At 68.6% G+C, this 16,796-nt stretch carries 9 protein-coding genes; 3 read left to right on the plus strand and 6 right to left on the minus strand.

Features of this window, described 5'->3' with window-relative positions:
* Window positions 1-163: 163 nt before the first annotated feature.
* Both O5K39_RS18535 and O5K39_RS18540 read left to right on the plus strand, forming a co-directional pair.
* Window positions 164-2,398, plus strand: coding sequence for an EAL domain-containing protein (locus O5K39_RS18535; protein WP_271145073.1), 2,235 nt, complete (start codon window positions 164-166; stop codon window positions 2,396-2,398).
* 116 nt (window positions 2,399-2,514) lie between these two features.
* Window positions 2,515-4,392, plus strand: a complete 1,878-nt coding sequence (locus O5K39_RS18540) for a M20/M25/M40 family metallo-hydrolase (RefSeq protein WP_271145074.1) — start codon at window positions 2,515-2,517, stop codon at window positions 4,390-4,392.
* 2 nt (window positions 4,393-4,394) lie between these two features.
* Here the strand turns inward: O5K39_RS18540 and O5K39_RS18545 are convergent, their stop codons facing one another.
* Window positions 4,395-5,399: a hypothetical protein gene (locus O5K39_RS18545; RefSeq protein WP_271145075.1), complete on the minus strand. Its 1,005-nt coding sequence runs from the start codon at window positions 5,397-5,399 to the stop codon at window positions 4,395-4,397.
* Between the two features lie 244 nt (window positions 5,400-5,643).
* On the opposite strand from O5K39_RS18545, the gene recA reads away from it, so the two are divergent.
* On the plus strand, window positions 5,644-6,726 hold the full coding sequence (gene recA / locus O5K39_RS18550; protein WP_271145076.1) for a recombinase RecA: 1,083 nt from the start codon (window positions 5,644-5,646) through the stop codon (window positions 6,724-6,726).
* Window positions 6,727-6,918: 192 nt separating this feature from the next.
* Here the strand turns inward: recA and O5K39_RS18555 are convergent, their stop codons facing one another.
* The 5 genes from O5K39_RS18555 to O5K39_RS18575 form a co-directional block, all read right to left on the minus strand.
* On the minus strand, window positions 6,919-10,308 hold the full coding sequence (locus O5K39_RS18555; protein ID WP_271145077.1) for an amidohydrolase family protein: 3,390 nt from the start codon (window positions 10,306-10,308) through the stop codon (window positions 6,919-6,921).
* 79 nt (window positions 10,309-10,387) lie between these two features.
* Window positions 10,388-11,392 (minus strand): DUF2891 domain-containing protein, encoded by a 1,005-nt coding sequence (locus O5K39_RS18560; protein WP_271145078.1) that lies wholly within the window; start codon window positions 11,390-11,392, stop codon window positions 10,388-10,390.
* Window positions 11,392-12,360, minus strand: a complete 969-nt coding sequence (locus O5K39_RS18565; protein ID WP_271145079.1) for a DUF979 domain-containing protein — start codon at window positions 12,358-12,360, stop codon at window positions 11,392-11,394. Before O5K39_RS18565 ends, O5K39_RS18560 begins: the two co-directional genes overlap by 1 nt.
* Window positions 12,357-13,070, minus strand: coding sequence for a DUF969 domain-containing protein (locus O5K39_RS18570; protein ID WP_271145080.1), 714 nt, complete (start codon window positions 13,068-13,070; stop codon window positions 12,357-12,359). The genes O5K39_RS18565 and O5K39_RS18570 overlap by 4 nt, the downstream gene beginning before the upstream one ends.
* 4 nt (window positions 13,071-13,074) lie before the next feature.
* On the minus strand, window positions 13,075-16,782 hold the full coding sequence (locus O5K39_RS18575; protein WP_271145081.1) for a hydantoinase B/oxoprolinase family protein: 3,708 nt from the start codon (window positions 16,780-16,782) through the stop codon (window positions 13,075-13,077).
* Between the last annotated feature and the right edge of the window lie 14 nt (window positions 16,783-16,796).

Consider the following 16,796-nt stretch of genomic DNA (forward strand, 5'->3'; position numbering starts at 1 on the left):
GGGGCGTCCACGACCTCCCAGCCAGGGTTCAGGATGCTGTCGTCGAACGCCAGGCGCGCAGTGATCGCTCCGGGCGACTCGGCCAGTTCTCCTGGTAACCATTCCTGGAAGAACTCGGTTAGGCTGTGAGCTCTACAGTATGTCCTCGAAGTGGGGACACGCCGTGCCGCAGCGCGCGAAAGCGAGAAATCAGTTCTGGGCCGTGGCCGCAGGGGGCGGAGCCGCGATCGCTGCCCTGACCGCAACGCTGCACCTGATGGCGGCGGATTACGACCGGCTGGCTCTCGATCGCGAACAGACCGTCGTCAACAACGGCATGCAGTCTCGCGCGGCCGAGGTCGGACAACAGGTCGTTCCCCAGGCCGTCTGGGACGACGCCGTCGTCAATCTGGACAACCGGTTCGACCGTGCCTGGGCCCACGACAATGTGGGGACCTATCTGCACGTCACCAACGGCTTTGCATTCTCCTGGGTGCTCGATGCCCGCGACATGCCCATCTACGGCATGTCAGACGGCGCGGACGCCGCCCTGGGGGATTACGACCGACTGGCCGGACCCGCAGCGCGGATCGTCTCCGAGGTCCGTCGCAAGGAGGCAGACCGGTCAGCACACCGCGCCAATCCGGGTGCCGAACCCGAGGCCGCGATCGTCGCCAATACCTACGACCTCATCGGCAACGACCTTGTCATCCTGTCCGCCACACTTGTGCAGCCGGATTTCGGATCAGCGAGGATCAAGGCAGGGCGTGCGCCCATCATCCTGACAGGACGGGTCGTCGATCCCGCTTTCGTGGAGTCCTTTGGCCAGCGGTATATGCTGGCCGACGCGCATCTGCACCACGATGACACCCGCCTGGAGCCCGACCAGGCCCACGCAGGCATTACAAACTCCGCCGACCGCACCGTCGCTACCCTGGACTGGACGCCGCAGCAGCCGGGCAGCCGCCTTCTGGGCAAGTTCCTGCCGATCGTGCTGGCCATCATGGCCGGCCTTCTGGCGGTGGCCCTGGTCGCCTACCGCAAGAACCACGCGGCGACCAAGGCGGTGGTCGCCAGCGAGGCACGAGCCCTGCATATCGCCTACCATGACGCTCTCACCGGCCTGGGTAATCGCCGCGCGATGGATGGGCGACTGTCCGAGGCGTTCACGGCTGTGGCGACCGGTGGACCGGGCTATGCGCTGTATTCGATCGATCTGGACAACTTCAAGGAACTCAACGACATCAGCGGCCACGCGGTCGGCGACGAATTGCTCAAGAACGTGGCGCGCCGGTTGCGGCGCGTCGCCGGTCAGCAGGGCCTGTGTTACCGCATGGCCGGTGACGAGTTCGCCCTGATTCAGTTCGAAACGGACCCGAACCAGATCGGCCACAGGGCCGAACGAACCCTGAAGATACTTGCCCGACCCTACGCCCTCAGCATCGGTCGGTTCCAGTTGACTGCGACCATCGGCGTCGCTTTCGCTCACGCTGCGGATACCGACTCCGGAGAGGCGCTGCGCAAGGCCGATCTTGCACTGTTTGCGGCCAAGCGCGACGGCCGTGGCCGATTCGCCCTGTACGAGCCGGCCATGGACGAGGACCTGCGCCGGCGCCGGGGACTGGTCGAGGCGCTGCGCCGCGACATTCAGGCGGGTGCCCTCAGCATGGTCTATCAGCCCCAGGTCGACCGGAACCGCTCAATGATCGGGGTCGAGGCACTGGTCCGCTGGACCTCGACGGAGTTCGGCCCGGTTTCTCCCGCTGTCTTCGTGCCCCTGGCCGAGGAGTCCGGCCTGATCGAAAGCCTGAGCGCCTTCACCCTGAGCCAATCTTTCAAGGACAGTCTGCGCTGGCCCGGCCTGAAGATGGCGGTGAACATCTCCGCCCTGCAACTGAAGGACCCCGCGTTCGCCGACCGGCTTCTCACTTTGGCCGGCGAGACCGGAGTCAGCCCCACGGGCATCGAACTGGAACTGACCGAAGGGGTTCTCGTGGACCGCGGTCAGGGGGCTTCGGCGCGGCTGGACGCCCTGCGCGAGGCGGGATTCTCGATCGCCATCGACGACTTCGGCACCGGTTATTCCAGCCTGTCCTACCTGAGCCGTTTCCCGATCGGGAAGATCAAGATCGATCGCTCTTTCGTCATCGACATGGGTCAGTCCCGGTCCGCCGACGTCCTGGTCAAGTCCATCGTCCAGCTGGGCCGGTCATTGAACATGCGGGTCATTGCCGAGGGGGTCGAAACCTCCGATCAGTGGCTGCGCCTGGCTGCCGTCGGCTGCAACGAGTTCCAGGGCTATCTCGCCAGCCGGCCTGTGCCCGCCGAGGACATCGATCGCCTGTATGCCGGAGAGCGGATCCAGGTCGCCGGACAGGACCCCGACTACGCCCCCGAACACCATCGCGTCGCGGCCTGATCCCGCAAGCCCACGCGAAGCGTCAGACGGTATGCCGATCGATCCAGTTCCGCGATAAACCCGGATCGACGCGATCACCTCTCTCGCCTAGCATCGCCGGATCGGGGGGATTCATCATGCGGCTTGGCCTGCTTATCGGTTCACTGGTCCTGGCGCTGATCCTGGGCGTCGTCAGTCTGCAGACGCCCGAGCCACGGCCGGCGACCGCATCGCCGACGACCTTCTCCGCCGCACGGGCCATGGTCGATGTGCGCGAGATGGCGCAGAGGCCGCATCCGGTGTCGTCGCCGGATCATGCGCGGGTCCAGGCGTATCTGGTGCAGAGGATGACCGCTCTGGGCCTGACGCCCGCGTTGCAGGTCGGGGAGATGTCGGCTCAGGGCCAGCGGCGGCTGACCCGCTGGGGCCTCGATCCCACCGCCCTGCCCGTCAACATCGTCGGCATCCTGCCCGGCCGCAATCCGGACGCCCCCGCCGTGCTGGTCATGGCCCACTACGACAGTGTCGCCGACTCGCCCGGGGCCGCCGACGATGCGTCGGGTGTCGCCGCCATCCTGGAAAGCGTGCGGGCAATCAAGGCCCGTGGGCCGGCCGAGCGCGACCTGATCGTGCTGCTGACCGACGCCGAGGAACTGGGGCTGGACGGGGCGGTCAGCTTCTTCAAGGCCTCTTCCCTGCCGGCCCATGTCGGCGTCGTGGTCAATCTGGAGGCGCGCGGCGGCGGCGGGCGGGCGATGATGTTCGAGACCGGGCCCGGCAATCGCCAGACCATCGACCTGTTCGCGCGCACCTCCGCCCGTGCCGACGGCGGCGCGACCTCGAACTCCCTGGCGGTGCTGGTCTATGAGCTGATGCCCAACGGCACGGACTTTACCGTGTCGAGGGAGCGCGGCATCGCCGGGATCAACCTGGCCTTCATCGGCCGGCCGGCCCAGTACCATTCGCCGACCTCGACGCCCGCTGCCCTGGACCAGGGCAGCGTCCAGCATATCGGGTCCCAGGCTCTGGAGGCCACCGACGCCTTCCTGAGGTCGTCCGCCCTGCCCCGTGCGACCGAGCCCCGCGTCTATGCCGACATTCTGGGGCACACGATCGTCGCCCATGCGCCCGCGACCGGATGGGTGCTGCTGGCGCTGGCAAGTGCGCTCGGCCTGTTCGCCTTCTGGGGCGGCCGGCACGCGACGGGGGTGACGGTCGTGGAGGTCGGGCGCGGGATGCTGGGCGGGGTCTGGGTGATCGCGACCGGGCTGGTCCTGACCCATGCGGTGCGGCTGCTGGCCGGGCCGATGTCGAGCCGGGCGGGGTCGGCAGACGCCTACTACGTCTTGCTGGCCCGGCTGCCGTGGATCGAGGCCGGGATCGGGCTGACGGTGCTGGCGATGGGCCTGAGCGTGCTCGCGGGGCGCGACCGGGTCGGGCGACGGGTGCTCGCAGGTGCCGTGCTATTGGCCGCCTTCGCCGCGACCCTGCTGGGCGGGGTCAATCCCGTGGTGCTGGGCGCGGCGGTGGTCGCCATCGGGCTCAGCCTGTGGGGGCCGGGCACGACCAGGTCGCCCTGGGGCGGGTGGCTGGGGCTGATCGCCCTGGTGCTGGTTCTGGGCGTCGTGGTGCAGATCGTGGCCCCGACCGCTGCCTTCCTGCTGATCTGGCCCGGCCTGCTGGCCGCCTGCGCCGCCGCGGTGTCGGCGCTGGTCGGAGCGCGGTTGAAGAGCATGGCTTCGCTGGTTGCCCCGGCCGTCGTCACGGCCCTGGGCGGGGCATGGATCGTCTATCTGGCCCACCCGGTCTTCCTCGGCATCGGCATGGACCTGCCGGGCGTACTGGCACCCCTGACCCTGCTGGTGCTGATGTTCGCCCGGCCCCTGGCCCCCCAGGAGGGGGCGCGCAGACTGGCGGGAGCGGCGGCGGCCTGTGTGATCCTGGCCTGCGGGGTCTCGCTGACGGCCCGGTTCGCCGAGCCGATGGAGCCCGAGCCGCCAGCCGCCCAGGGCTGAGGTCAGGCCTGCATCGACCGGATGGCCTCGACGATGGCGGCGTTGTAGCTGCGGAAGGCGTCGCGAACGAGACCTTCCCAGATCGGGATGTTGATTACGACGGCATCGCCGCGCGCGCGCTGGATCGCCTGATAGTTCTCATCGACCGTGTCGGAAAAGCTGGGCCCGCCGCGCACCGCCGCCCCGCCCTCGACCACCTCGGCGAAGGGGGTCGGGGAAAAGACGTCCTCGCGCGGGGCGAAACCGCCCGGCGTACCCGGGCCGCGCGGCGCGGGCTTGTGCGCAGTCACCTTCGACGCCGCCAGCACCCCGAAGGCGATGTTTCCACCCGCCGAGGCCACTCCGCCGAACAGGCCGGGACGTCGCGCCTCCAGTCGCGCGAAATCCAGCACCAGCGAAGGGGCGAAGGCCACCTTGTCGACCATCTGGGGCTGGCGCGCGACTGGCCCCAGGGCGTTCATCGCGGCAATGGCGCCCATGGCCGCGAAACCGGTCTGGCCCGCGCCACGCATGCTCAACAACGGGCTCAAGGCCGGCGCCGCATCCGGCCCAAAGGTGGCCCAGCCCTTCCTCAGACTGGAGCCGATCGTGATGCCCGGGCCGATGCCGGCGATCTCGACATTTCCGGGCAGTTCGGCCAGCCCCGAGGCGCGGGTCATGGCGCGGGTCTCCTCGATCGAGACCAGAGCCAGGTTCGCCGCCGTCATCTGGCTGCGCAGGTCGGCATAGGCCTCGTTGGTCAGCCGCCGCATCAGCGCCTGATCCGGCCCGACCATGACCACGGCCAGCCGCGTCCGCGCCGAAATGCTGGCCACCGATGTCGCCTGCTGGGAGGTGACGAAATTGACGTGATAGGTCGGGATGGCGAAACCCGCGCCGCGCAGGACGCCGCGATGCTGTCCCGCCATCCGGATGGCGAAGGCTTCGGCCTGGGCGGCGGGCGGCAGGGCGGCGGCGGCGCTCAGGGCCAGCGCACCGAGTCCCAGATGACGGCGGGTCAGGGTCATGATCGGCTCCATGGATCTCGCCACACACCGTTGCGCAAACACCACCGAGCCGGGAGTTACAGAACCTGACGGCGTGGACCACCCACGTCAAAATCGGTCGTACCGAACCAAATGTTCCGCTTTTATTCTCCAGAACGTCTTGGCAACTTCCGCGAGCCGTGTTCTACATCTGTTCACAGGGAGCGGGTCCGTGGCGGGTCTCTCCCAAGCATCGATGGGAATCATGGCAAGGGAGACGGGTAAGATGGCTTCGCAGGCGGCATTGAAATTGGTTGGCAAGGAAGACGGCGACAAGCAGCGCGCCCTGGAGGCCGCGATCGCACAGATCGATCGCGCCTTCGGCAAGGGCTCGGTCATGAAGCTGGGCAAGAACGGCGTGACCCAGGCGATCCCCTCGGTCTCGACCGGGTCGCTGGGGCTCGACATTGCCCTGGGCATCGGCGGACTGCCGCGCGGGCGGGTGATCGAGGTGTTCGGGCCGGAAAGCTCGGGCAAGACGACCCTGGCTCTGCACACCGTGGCGGAGATCCAGAAGGCGGGCGGTGTGGCGGCCTTCGTCGACGCCGAACACGCGCTGGACCCCGGCTATGCCCAGAAGCTGGGCGTCAATCTGGACGACCTGCTGGTGTCCCAACCCGACACGGGCGAACAGGCGCTGGAGATCGTCGACACCCTGGTGCGTTCCGGTGCCGTGGATATCGTGGTGGTCGACTCGGTCGCCGCCCTGACGCCCCGCGCCGAGATCGAGGGCGAGATGGGCGACAGCCTGCCGGGTCTTCAGGCGCGTCTGATGTCGCAGGCCCTGCGCAAGCTGACCGCTTCGATCAACAAGTCGCAGTGCATCGTGCTGTTCATCAACCAGATCCGGCACAAGATCGGCGTCATGTACGGCTCGCCGGAAACGACGACCGGTGGCAATGCGCTGAAATTCTATGCCTCGGTCCGTCTCGACATCCGCCGCACCGGCGCGATCAAGGACCGCGACGAGGTCGTGGGCAACACCACCCGCGTCAAGGTGGTCAAGAACAAGGTCGCCCCGCCGTTCCGCGAGGTCATCTTCGACATCATGTACGGCGAAGGCATCTCCAAGCTGGGCGAGATCATCGACCTGGGCGTCAAGGCAGGGATCATTGAGAAGTCGGGCAGCTGGTTCTCTTACGACTCCACCCGCATCGGCCAGGGCCGCGAGAACGTCCGCGCCTTCCTGAAGGCCAACCCCGACATGGCCGACGCCATCGAGGACAAGGTCAGGAAGTCCCAGAACAAGATCGCCGATGAACTGCTGGGTGTTCCTGAGCCGGACGAAGGCCAGGACCTGGAGGGCTAAGGCAGCGTTCCTCGCGTTTGTCGGGGAGCCACAGAGACACTCCGCCCGGCTGGTCCCCGCGACCCGCCGCCGACCCCCGCGGGGCTCGGGCCGGACGGAGTCAGGGCCGCCCGACGCAAGCCGGGCGGCCCATTCTTTTCGGGTAGTCTAAGCCTGCATCCCTCCTCCCCTTGCGGGAGAAGGAAGATGGGCTCAGTCCCCGCCGTGCCCGTGACCGGCGGCGTCCGCATCCGCCGCCGCCGGAACCGCCTCGCCCGCTGCATCGGCGAACCAGAAGGGCTGACGGGGGCGGTTGCGACGGCCGACCTCATCCATGCGGCTGTCGTAGACCCGGCCGTTGGCGACGGTGTACGCGATCGATGTGGTGTTCCTGATGTTCTCCAGGGGGTTGGCGTTCAGCACCACCATGTCGGCCAGCTTGCCGACCTCGAGCGAGCCGACGTCCTTGTCGAGGCCCAGGGCCCTGGCCCCGCCGATCGTGCCCGCGCGGATCGCCTGGAGCGGGGTCATGCCGCCCTGCGACAGGTTCCACAGCTCCCAGTGGGACCCCAGGCCCTCGCGCTGGCCATGGGCCCCGATCGCAACCATGACCCCGAGGTCCCCCAGAGCCTTGGCCTGGCTGGCGATGGCGATGTGGTTCCACTCGTTATCGGGCAGGGTCACCGGCCGCCGGGCGCGGGCGTCGAGGATGCGGCGCGGCACATACTGAGTCAGGATCGGATCGTTCCAGACCTCGCTCTCCTGGTACCAGTAGTTCTCGCCGTAGGACCCGCCATAGGCCACCACCAGCGTCGGGTTGTAGGCCACGTCGGTCTGGCTCCACAGTTGACGGACGTCGTCATACAGATGGGCCAACGGGATCGAATGCTCGATCGTGGTGTGGCCGTCGACGACCATGGTCATGTTGTGCTGGTAGAGAGAGCCCCCCTCCGGCACGACACTCATGTTCAGCTGGCGCGCCGCCTCGATGATCTGCTGGCGCTGGTCGCGGCGCGGCTGGTTGTAGCTCTTGACGCTCCATGCCCCGACCGCCTTCATCCGCCGCAGGGTGGACAGGGCGTCGTCCAGGCTCTCGACCTGGGCCGTGAACGGTGTCGCGGCCCCGTACAGGATGGTCCCGGTCGAGAAGATGCGCGGAGCCACGATCCGGCCGGTCCGGGCCAGTTCGGAGTGGGCGAAGATCTCCGACGTATCGTTGGACGGATCGTGAATCGTCGTCACCCCGAAGGCCAGGGACGCATAGTCCACGCGGCTCTGCTGCGGGATGATCTCATCATTGGCCATGGAGCCGTGCCAGTGGGCATCGACCAGGCCCGGCATGATGGTCTTGCCCGCCATGTCCATGACCAGGGCGTCCGCGGGCACGGTGACCGAGCCGCGGGGTCCGATCGCCTCGATGCGGTTCTCGTTGACGACGATGACGCCGTCCTCGATCACCTGCTCCCCGTTCATGGTGATGATCCGGGCCCCGGTCAGGGCCAGACGGCCGGTCGGCTTGTCAGCCATGGCGATGAAGCCGATCTGGATGCCGGTCTCGGGCGGCTTGGGCAGGGTCTCGGGCGCGCCCTCCACGAACTTGAAGGCGTCCGCGACGCTGCGCGAGAAATACTCAGGCCCCAGCGCCCAGGTCAGTCGCGAAGAATCCCCCGACCATTGCAGCCAGTCGCCGGCGTCGCGGGTGAACCGCGATTGCGGCAGGGCCTCGCCCTTGGCCCCGACCACGACCGGGCGGCCGGTCGCCACGAAGGGCGCGACATAGGCGTTGAACCGCTCGGTCCAGGCGACCCAACGCTCATCCGGCGACACCTCGAAATCCGAGGCCCATTCCGACGTCAAATGGGTACGCGGTTCATTGCCGTTCAGGTCGACGGACTTGAGCGCGCTCGAGGTCTCCACCCGCCCGGCGAAGAAGATGCGGTCGTTGGAGGCGCCGAACTGGGGCGCGCCGCCGTCGTCGGTGATGAAGGTCGGGGCACCACCCGCCGTCGGCACGCGATAGATACCGGGATTGCGGCTCCACAGGCCGCTGCTCAGGAAGCCGTCGGTGACGGCGCGGTAGACGATGGTCTTGCCGTCCGGGGAGAAGGCCGGCTCGATAAAGTGGCCGGGGTTCTGTGTGACCACGCGGCCGGTCCCGCCCGAGGCCGGGATCACTCGCACCGTGCCGAAATCGGTGTCCGACCAGGTGGTGTAGACGATCGACCGGCCGTCCCGCGACCAGTTGGGATAGAGCTCGAAATGATCCGACTGGCTGGTCAGGCGCCGCGCCGTGCCTGTGGGCAGGTCGCGGATCCAGAGATTCCCGAGCGCCTCGAACACCACCTTGGTGCCGTCCGGCGAGGGATGGACCCAACGCAGCATCTTCACGTCGAACTGGTCCGGCGCGACGTCGACCGTGTGGCGCACGGCGGGCTCGACACGACGGGTGTCGGTGATGCGGAAGGGGATGTCGGCGACCTCCTTGGAGGCCACGTCGATGCGGCGAATCTTGCCCCCGGCCCAGAAGACGATGGCCGAGTTGTCCGGCGTCCAGCTGATCGCCGGATAGACGCCGTGGATGGCCCAGGTTTCCTGAAGGTCGCGGTCGAGCCCGGAATAGATCGGCGTCTCGCGGCCGCTCTCGATGTCCATCACATAGAGGGTCGACTGGTAGCGAACGCGCCGGATGAAGGCGAGCGACTTGCCGTCCGGCGAAGGCGTGGGGCGGATCGAACCGCCGGGGCCGGACAGGAACTCCTCGGTCTCGCCGGTCTCGCGGTCCAGTCGGTTGATCACATAGATCTGGGTGTTGACGTCCTTGGAGTATTCGAAGGTCGCCCCCGGCGTCGCGTCGTCGGAGAAATACAGATAGCGGCCGTCGGGTGAGAAGGCGGGTTCGCCGGTGTCCTTCTGCTGGGTGCGGCGGGTGGTCAGCTGCACGCCGCCACCGCCCGACCGGTGCCACATCCACATCTCGCCGGCCCCCAGCGAGCGCGACGAGGTGAAATGTTTGCGGCCGACGATGAACTGGCCGTCGGGGCTCCAGTCGGGCTGGTTGACCAGGCGGAAGCTCTCCTTGGACACCTGGGTCGCGTTGGATCCGTCGGCGTCCATGACCCAGATATTGTCGCCGCCCGCGCGGTCGGAGGTGAAGGCGATCTGGCGGCCGTCCGGCGACCATTTCGGCTGCATGTCCCAGGCGACGCCGGACGAGATGGCCCGCGCCTCTCCGCCCGTGATCGGCATGACATAGAGGTCGCCCAGCATGTCGAAGACGATGGTCTGGCCGTCCGGGCTGACGTCCAGCGACATCCAGGTGCCCTCGGTGACGTCCAGGTTGACGGTGCGGGTCGGCCCGGGGGGATTGTTGACGTCCCATTTGGGCTTGTCGTCAGGCTTGGGCAGCGGCGGGGTGCCGGCGGTCTCGCCGGTTTCCAGCACCGGGGCAGGCGTGGGGTTCTCGGGCGTCGGGGACGGGGGGGCGGGATCGGGAGCCGGAGCGGGCGTAGGAGCCGGAGGATTCTGCGTCTGGGCCAGGGCTCCCATCGGCACCTGGGCCGCCATGGCCAGCACCGCCACCGTCGTCAACAACACGCGCTTCATCGCAGGAACCCTCGAAATCCGGACAGGGCGGCATCTAGCGGCAAGTTCGCCGGATTGGCGAGGTTACGGTTTCGTCATGTTAGGCCAGCAGGGCCAGCAGGGCGAAACTGGCCAGCCAGTGCTCGCCCATATAGTCGCCGGTGACCTGAGGCAGGGCGGCGGTCAGGTGGGTGTCGGCGGCGTCCAGCGCGACGGCGCGCGCGGCATGGCCGGCGGGCAAGGCCCCCGCGATCCCGCGCCAGCACCATGCCCGGCTCAGGTTCAGCCCGTCCAGATGGGCGATCTTGCCGTCCGACCGGTCGCTGACCGAGGCCGGACGGAACAGGGTGGCGGGGTCTCGCGACGCGACGCGGGGCAGGAAGGCCTCGAACCATGCGGCGAACCCGTCGCCCAGCACGACCCGCATCAGCTCGGCCTCCATCAGGGCGGGCGACAGGAACTCGTCCTGCGACGGCTCCCAGGCCTGGCAGTCGCGGTCGGCCGAATGCCATTCGACGGCCTTTCGCCGGCACTGGGCGGCGAGCGGGCGATCCCCGATCGCATCGGCGTATTCGATGGCGAGCCGGAGCGCGAAGCCCGAGTTGTAGTGGGTGCCGACCCGCACCGGATAGGTGGCGACCAGAAGGTAGGCTTTAAGTCTGCGCGCAAACGCATCGGCCAGGGGCTTCAGCGTCCCGGCCCAGCGGCGGCCCTCGGCCGTCGAGTGGCGGTCGAGCTCAGCCTGGAGCATCAACAGCCAGGCCCAGCCGTAGGGCCGCTCGAACCCCCGGCTTTCAGGGCGGGCCAGATAGGCGACCTCGGCGGCAATGTTGGCGGGGGTGAACAGCGCGTCGGCCAGGGCGGCGATGCGCGGGGCCTCGGCCATGTCGGGATGCAGGCGATAGAGGGTGAACAGGGTCCACCAGCCGTGGACGCAACTGTGCCAGTCGAAACTGCCGAAGAAGACCGGATGCAGGGCGCGCGGGCCCTGAGCGTCCTCCGGCCCGGCGATAACGTGATCCAGCTTGTTCGGGTACTCGCGGGTGACGTGGCCCAGCGCCGTGGCGGCATACAGGGCGGCGATCTCGGGTGTCAGGGCGGTCATCAGAAGCGGAACGCCAGGGCGTACATCAGGATGATATTGGCCCCCAGCATAGCGAGGGCGGTCGGGGCCTGGGCCCGGATCACGCCGTTGAAGGCGGCGTTGCGGTCGGGCAGCTCCAGTAGATTGGCCGGCACCACGTTGAAGTTGGCCGCCATCGGAGTCAGTAATGTGCCGCAGAAGCCCGACAGCATCCCGATGGCGCAGACGATGGCCGGGTCGCCGTCGAACTGCAGGATCACGAACGGCAGGCCGATCGCCGCCGTCATGACCGGAAAGGCCGCGAACGCATTGCCCATGATGAAGGTGAACAGGGCCATCCCCAGACAATAGGCGATCACCGCGATCAGCGGCCCGTTCATGGGGATGACGTCGGCGACCAGGCCTCCGACCACCTGGCCCACGCCCGCCAGGGCGAAGACCGCGCCGAGCGCGGCCAGCATCTGGGGCAGGATGGCGGCCCAGCCGACCGCATCCATCAGGCGACGACCTTCCTGGAGCGGGGCGGTGGCGGGCGGCCGGAACATCGCGACCCCGACGACCAGGGCCAGCAGGACGCCGAGGCCGAGCGCGATCAGGGTAGGGTCCTTGGCGTCGAACAGGGGGCGGCCGCCGATGTCGATCTTGGCGAGCACCAGCGTGCCCAGCAGGGCCGTCGCCGGGATGATCAGGGCGGGAATGAACAGCCTGTTGCCGAACCGGGCGGCGAGGGTCCGGCGCTCCTCGGGCGAGGTGGTGGCGGGCCGCCCCTGGCCCAGCCCGCCGATGCCGCCGATCAGCACCAGCCCGACCAGCAGCACCCCGTTACCGAGATCGCCGAGATAACTGCCGAACAGGAAGCTGACGGCCATCAGGCCCCAGAAGGCGGCGTTGCGCAGGCGTGTCGGATTTTCACGATCGGTCACGCTCATCCAGGCGAAGGCCATGAAGATCAGGCCCGCCAGGATATAGACCCAGGTCAGGGTGATCATGACCAGGGCTCCGTCACCTCGACGATGCCGCCGGGCCCTTCGTCGATCCGGACCTCGCGCGCGATGCGGCGGTCAAGCAGCAGGAGGCGAGTCCCGTGCACCAGCAGAGCCACCACCGCCGTCGGAATGGCCCAGACGGACAGCTCCAGCGGCTGGAGAATGATGCCGTTCTGTTCGAGGAAGCCCTTGATGAGCAGGATCGAGGCGATGGCGATGAAGATGTCCTCGCCGAAAAAGAGGGCGATGTTGTCCGCCGCCGCTGCATGGGCGCGGATGCGGAAGCGGGTGGCGTCGGGAAGGTCGCCGTGGTGGGTCTCGGCCGCCGCCTCGGCCATGGGGGCGACCAGGGGCCGGACCATCTGGGGGTGGCCGCCCAGCTTGGTCTGACCCAGGGCGGCGGTGACCTGACGCGCCACGAAATAGGCCAGCAGCAGGCGACCGGCCGTGACCCGCGCCATCTTCGCGATCAGGGCCCGCGCCTGTTCCTGAAGGCCCGACCTTTCCAGCAGGCCGATGACCGGCAGGACCAGCCAGACGATGGAGATATAGCGGTTGTCGTTGAACGCCTTGCCGAAGGCGGCCAGCGTCTCGGTCAGGGTCAGGCCGCCCGCAATGCCTGTGACCAGGGCGGCCGTCAGGATCACCGGCAACGGGTTGAACCGCAGCAGGAAGCCGGCGACGAGAACGGCAATGCCGAGAAGGACGAGCATGGAGCTACGCTAGCGTCTTGCCGGGTTCTGGCAATGCATTCCCATAACCACCCCCGCCCGGAGTCTCGACAACGAAGACGTCCCCGACGGCCATCGCCACCTCGGCGGTGGAGCCCAGAACCTCGACCGTACCGTCCACGCGCTCGACGCTGTTGATCCCGACCACGCCCGCCTCGCCGCCCGCAGCGCCGAACGGGGGCACGCGCCGACGGTTGGACAGGATGGCGGCCGTCATGGGTTCGAGGAAACGGACCCGCCGGACCACGCCGTCGCCGCCCCGGTTCGCCCCCTCCCCGCCCGAACCACTCCGGATCGAGAAGCGCTCCAACAGCACCGGAAACCGCGTCTCCAGCACCTCGGGATCGGTCAGGCGGGAGTTGGTCATGTGGGTCTGCACCGCAGAAGCCCCGTCGAATCCGGGCCCGGCGCCCGACCCTCCGGCGATGGTCTCGTAATACTGGCGCGTGTCGTCGCCGAAGGTGAAGTTGTTCATCGTGCCCTGACTGGCGGCCAGGACGCCGAGCGCACCGTAGAGGGCGTCCACCACCGCCTGGCTGGTCTCGACATTGCCGGCCACCACCGCCGCCGGATAGCGGGGGTTGAGCATGGACCCCTCCGGCACGATCAGGTCGATGGGCTTCAGACAGCCTTCGTTCAGCGGGATGGCGTCGTCGACCAGGGTGCGGAAGACGTACAGGGTCGCCGCCCGCGCGATCGACAGGGGGGCGTTGAAATTGGTCGGGCGCTGGTCGCTGGTGCCGGTGAAGTCGACGGTGGCGCGGCGGGCCTCCGGGTCGATCGAAATGGCGACGCGGATGACGGCACCGTCGTCCATCTCCAGCGCGAACGATCCCGGCTTGAGCACCGAGAGGATGCGACGCACGGCCTCCTCGGCATTGGCCTGAACGTGGGTCATGTAGGCTTCGACGGTGGCGCGGCCGAACTCGGCGACCATGCGGATCAGTTCGTCGGCCCCGCGCGCGCAGGCCGCGACCTGGGATTTCAGGTCGGCCAGGTTCATGTCGACGTTGCGCGACGGGTAGGAGCCCGAGGCGAACAGGGCGCGGGTCTCGGCCTCTCTCAGCACGCCTTGGTCGACCAGCAGGACGTCGTCGATCAGGACGCCCTCCTCCTCGACCGAGCGGCTGTTGGGCGGCATGGAGCCGGGGGTGATGCCGCCGACGTCCGAATGGTGGCCTCGGGCGGCGACGAAGAAGGCGGGGGCGTCATCGTCGTCGAGGAAGACGGGCAGGATGACGGTGATGTCGGGCAGATGCGTCCCGCCGTTGTAGGGCGCGTTCAGCATATAGACGTCGCCGCGTTTCAGGCCGCGCCCGTCTCGCGCATCCCCCCGCGCCCGGATCACGGCCGCGATGCTCTCGCCCATCGAACCCAGGTGGACCGGGATGTGCGGCGCATTGGCGATCAGGGCCCCGGCCCCGTCGAACAGGGCGCAGGAGAAGTCGAGCCGCTCCTTGATGTTGACCGAATAGGCTGTGGCCCGCAGCGCCTCGCCCATCTGTTCGGCACAGGCCATGAAGCGGGAGTTGAACAACTCCAGCAGGATCGGATCGACGTCCGTTCCGACGGCCGCGCGGGGTGCGAGGGGTTCGGTGCGGGTCAGGATCAGGTTGAGCCGGGCATCGACGGTCGCGGACCAGCCGGGCTCGACGACGGTTGTGCCGGTGGATTCCAGGATGATGGCGGGGCCGGGGATGGTCGCGCCGGGGGGGAGGTCGTCGCGGTGGTGGAGAGCAGCGACAAATTCTCCCTCCCCCCCGGGGGAGGGTGGTCGAAGCGTAGCGTAGACCGGGTGGGAAGGGCGAGGCGATACGGCGCTGCTTTGCCTTGCCGCCCCCACCCGGTCGCTTCGCGACCTGCCCTCCCCCGAGGGGGAGGGAGACGACACCGCCTCGACCTGCAGGGTTTCGACGATCAGGCCCCGTTCCGCGACGAAGCCGAACCGCTGGCGGTGCGCCGCGTCGAAGGCCTCGAGCATCGTCTCGGCCAAACCGAACGGCACGGTAAGGGGGGTGTCGGTGCCGGCGTATTTGACCTCGGCGCGGGAAAGGATCGTGATGACATCCCCGACGGCTCCCCCCGACAGTCCCGCCCGCGCGGTCTCGGCGAGGGCCGCGACACGACCGGCCAGCACGCCGTCGCGCGACCCATCGAGCGCCTCCGCCACCGTCTCCTGACGGATCGTCCGGACCTCGGCCAACCCCATTCCGTAGGCGGACAATACGCCGGCATGGGGATGCAGCATCACCGTCGTCATCCCCAGGGCGTCAGCGACCAGACAGGCATGCTGCCCCCCTGCTCCGCCGAAGCAGTTCAGGACGTGGCGCGAGACGTCGTGGCCGCGCTGGATCGAGATGGTCTTGATGGCTCGGGCCATGTGGTCGACGGCGATGGCGATGAAGCCCTCGGCCAGGTCGGTCGGCGGGGCGGGGCGGCCGGTCGCGGCAGAGACCTCTGCGGACAGGGCCTCGAACTTCGCGTGTACTACCTCGGCATCGAGCGGTTCGTCACCGCCGTGACCGAACACTGCGGGAAAATGCTCGGGCTGGAGCTTGCCGAGCAGGACGTTGCAGTCGGTGATGGTCAGAGGGCCGCCACGGCGATAGGCGGCCGGGCCCGGCACGGCGCCGGCGCTTTCGGGCCCGACCCTCAGGCGCGCGCCGTCGAAGCGGCATATCGAACCGCCGCCCGCCGCCACGGTCTCGATCGACAGCATGGGGGCCCGCAGACGCACGCCGGCGACGACGCTGTCGCTAGTCCGCTCGTACTCACCGGCATAGTGGCTGACGTCGGTGGAGGTGCCGCCCATGTCGAAGCCGATGACGTGGTCGAAGCCGGCCTCCCGCGCCGTCGCCGCCATCCCGACCACGCCGCCCGCCGGGCCGGACAGGATGGCGTCCTTGCCCCGAAAGGCGTCGGCGTCGGTCAGGCCGCCGTTCGACTGCATGAACATCAGGGGTGTCGCCGGGCCCAGTTCGCCGCGCACCCGATCCACATAGCGGCGCAGAACGGGCGACAGATAGGCGTCCGCGACCGTCGTATCGCCGCGTCCGATCAGCTTGATCAGGGCACCGACCTCATGGCTGACCGAAATCTGGGTGAACCCGACCTCGGTGGCGATCTCGGCCAGCCGGGCCTCATGCGCCGTCCAGCGCCAGCCGTGGACCAGGACGATCGCGACCGCCTCCGCGCCCTGCGCCCGCGCTGCCGCCAGATCGGTCCGGGCGCGGTCTTCGTCCAGCGGGATCAGCACCCGGCCGTCGACCCCGACCCGTTCGTCGACCTCCACCAGCCGGTCATGCAGGGGCGGGTTGAGGACGATATGGCGCGCGAAGATGTCGGGACGGCTCTGCCAGCCGATGGTCAGGGCGTCGCCGAAGCCGCGCGTGATGGCCAGGACCGTCGAGGCACCTTTGCGTTCCAGCAGGGCGTTGGTGGCCACGGTCGTGCCCATCCGCACGGTCTCGACCCGGCCCAGTGGAAGGGGGCCGGGCCCGATCCCCAGCATCCGCCGCATCCCTTCGACCGCCGCATCGGCATAGTGTTCGGGGTTCTCGCTTAGCAGCTTGGCGGTGCGGACGGTGCCGTCGGGTGCCCGGCCGACCACGTCGGTGAAGGTGCCGCCCCGGTCGATCCAGAAGCGCCAGCCGGGCGCGCTCGGTTCGGCGGGGGTATCCGGGCGTGTCGTCATGCCCCGTTAGACCG

The organism is Brevundimonas sp. NIBR10 (genome assembly GCF_027912515.1).
Taxonomy (GTDB): Bacteria; Pseudomonadota; Alphaproteobacteria; order Caulobacterales; family Caulobacteraceae; genus Brevundimonas.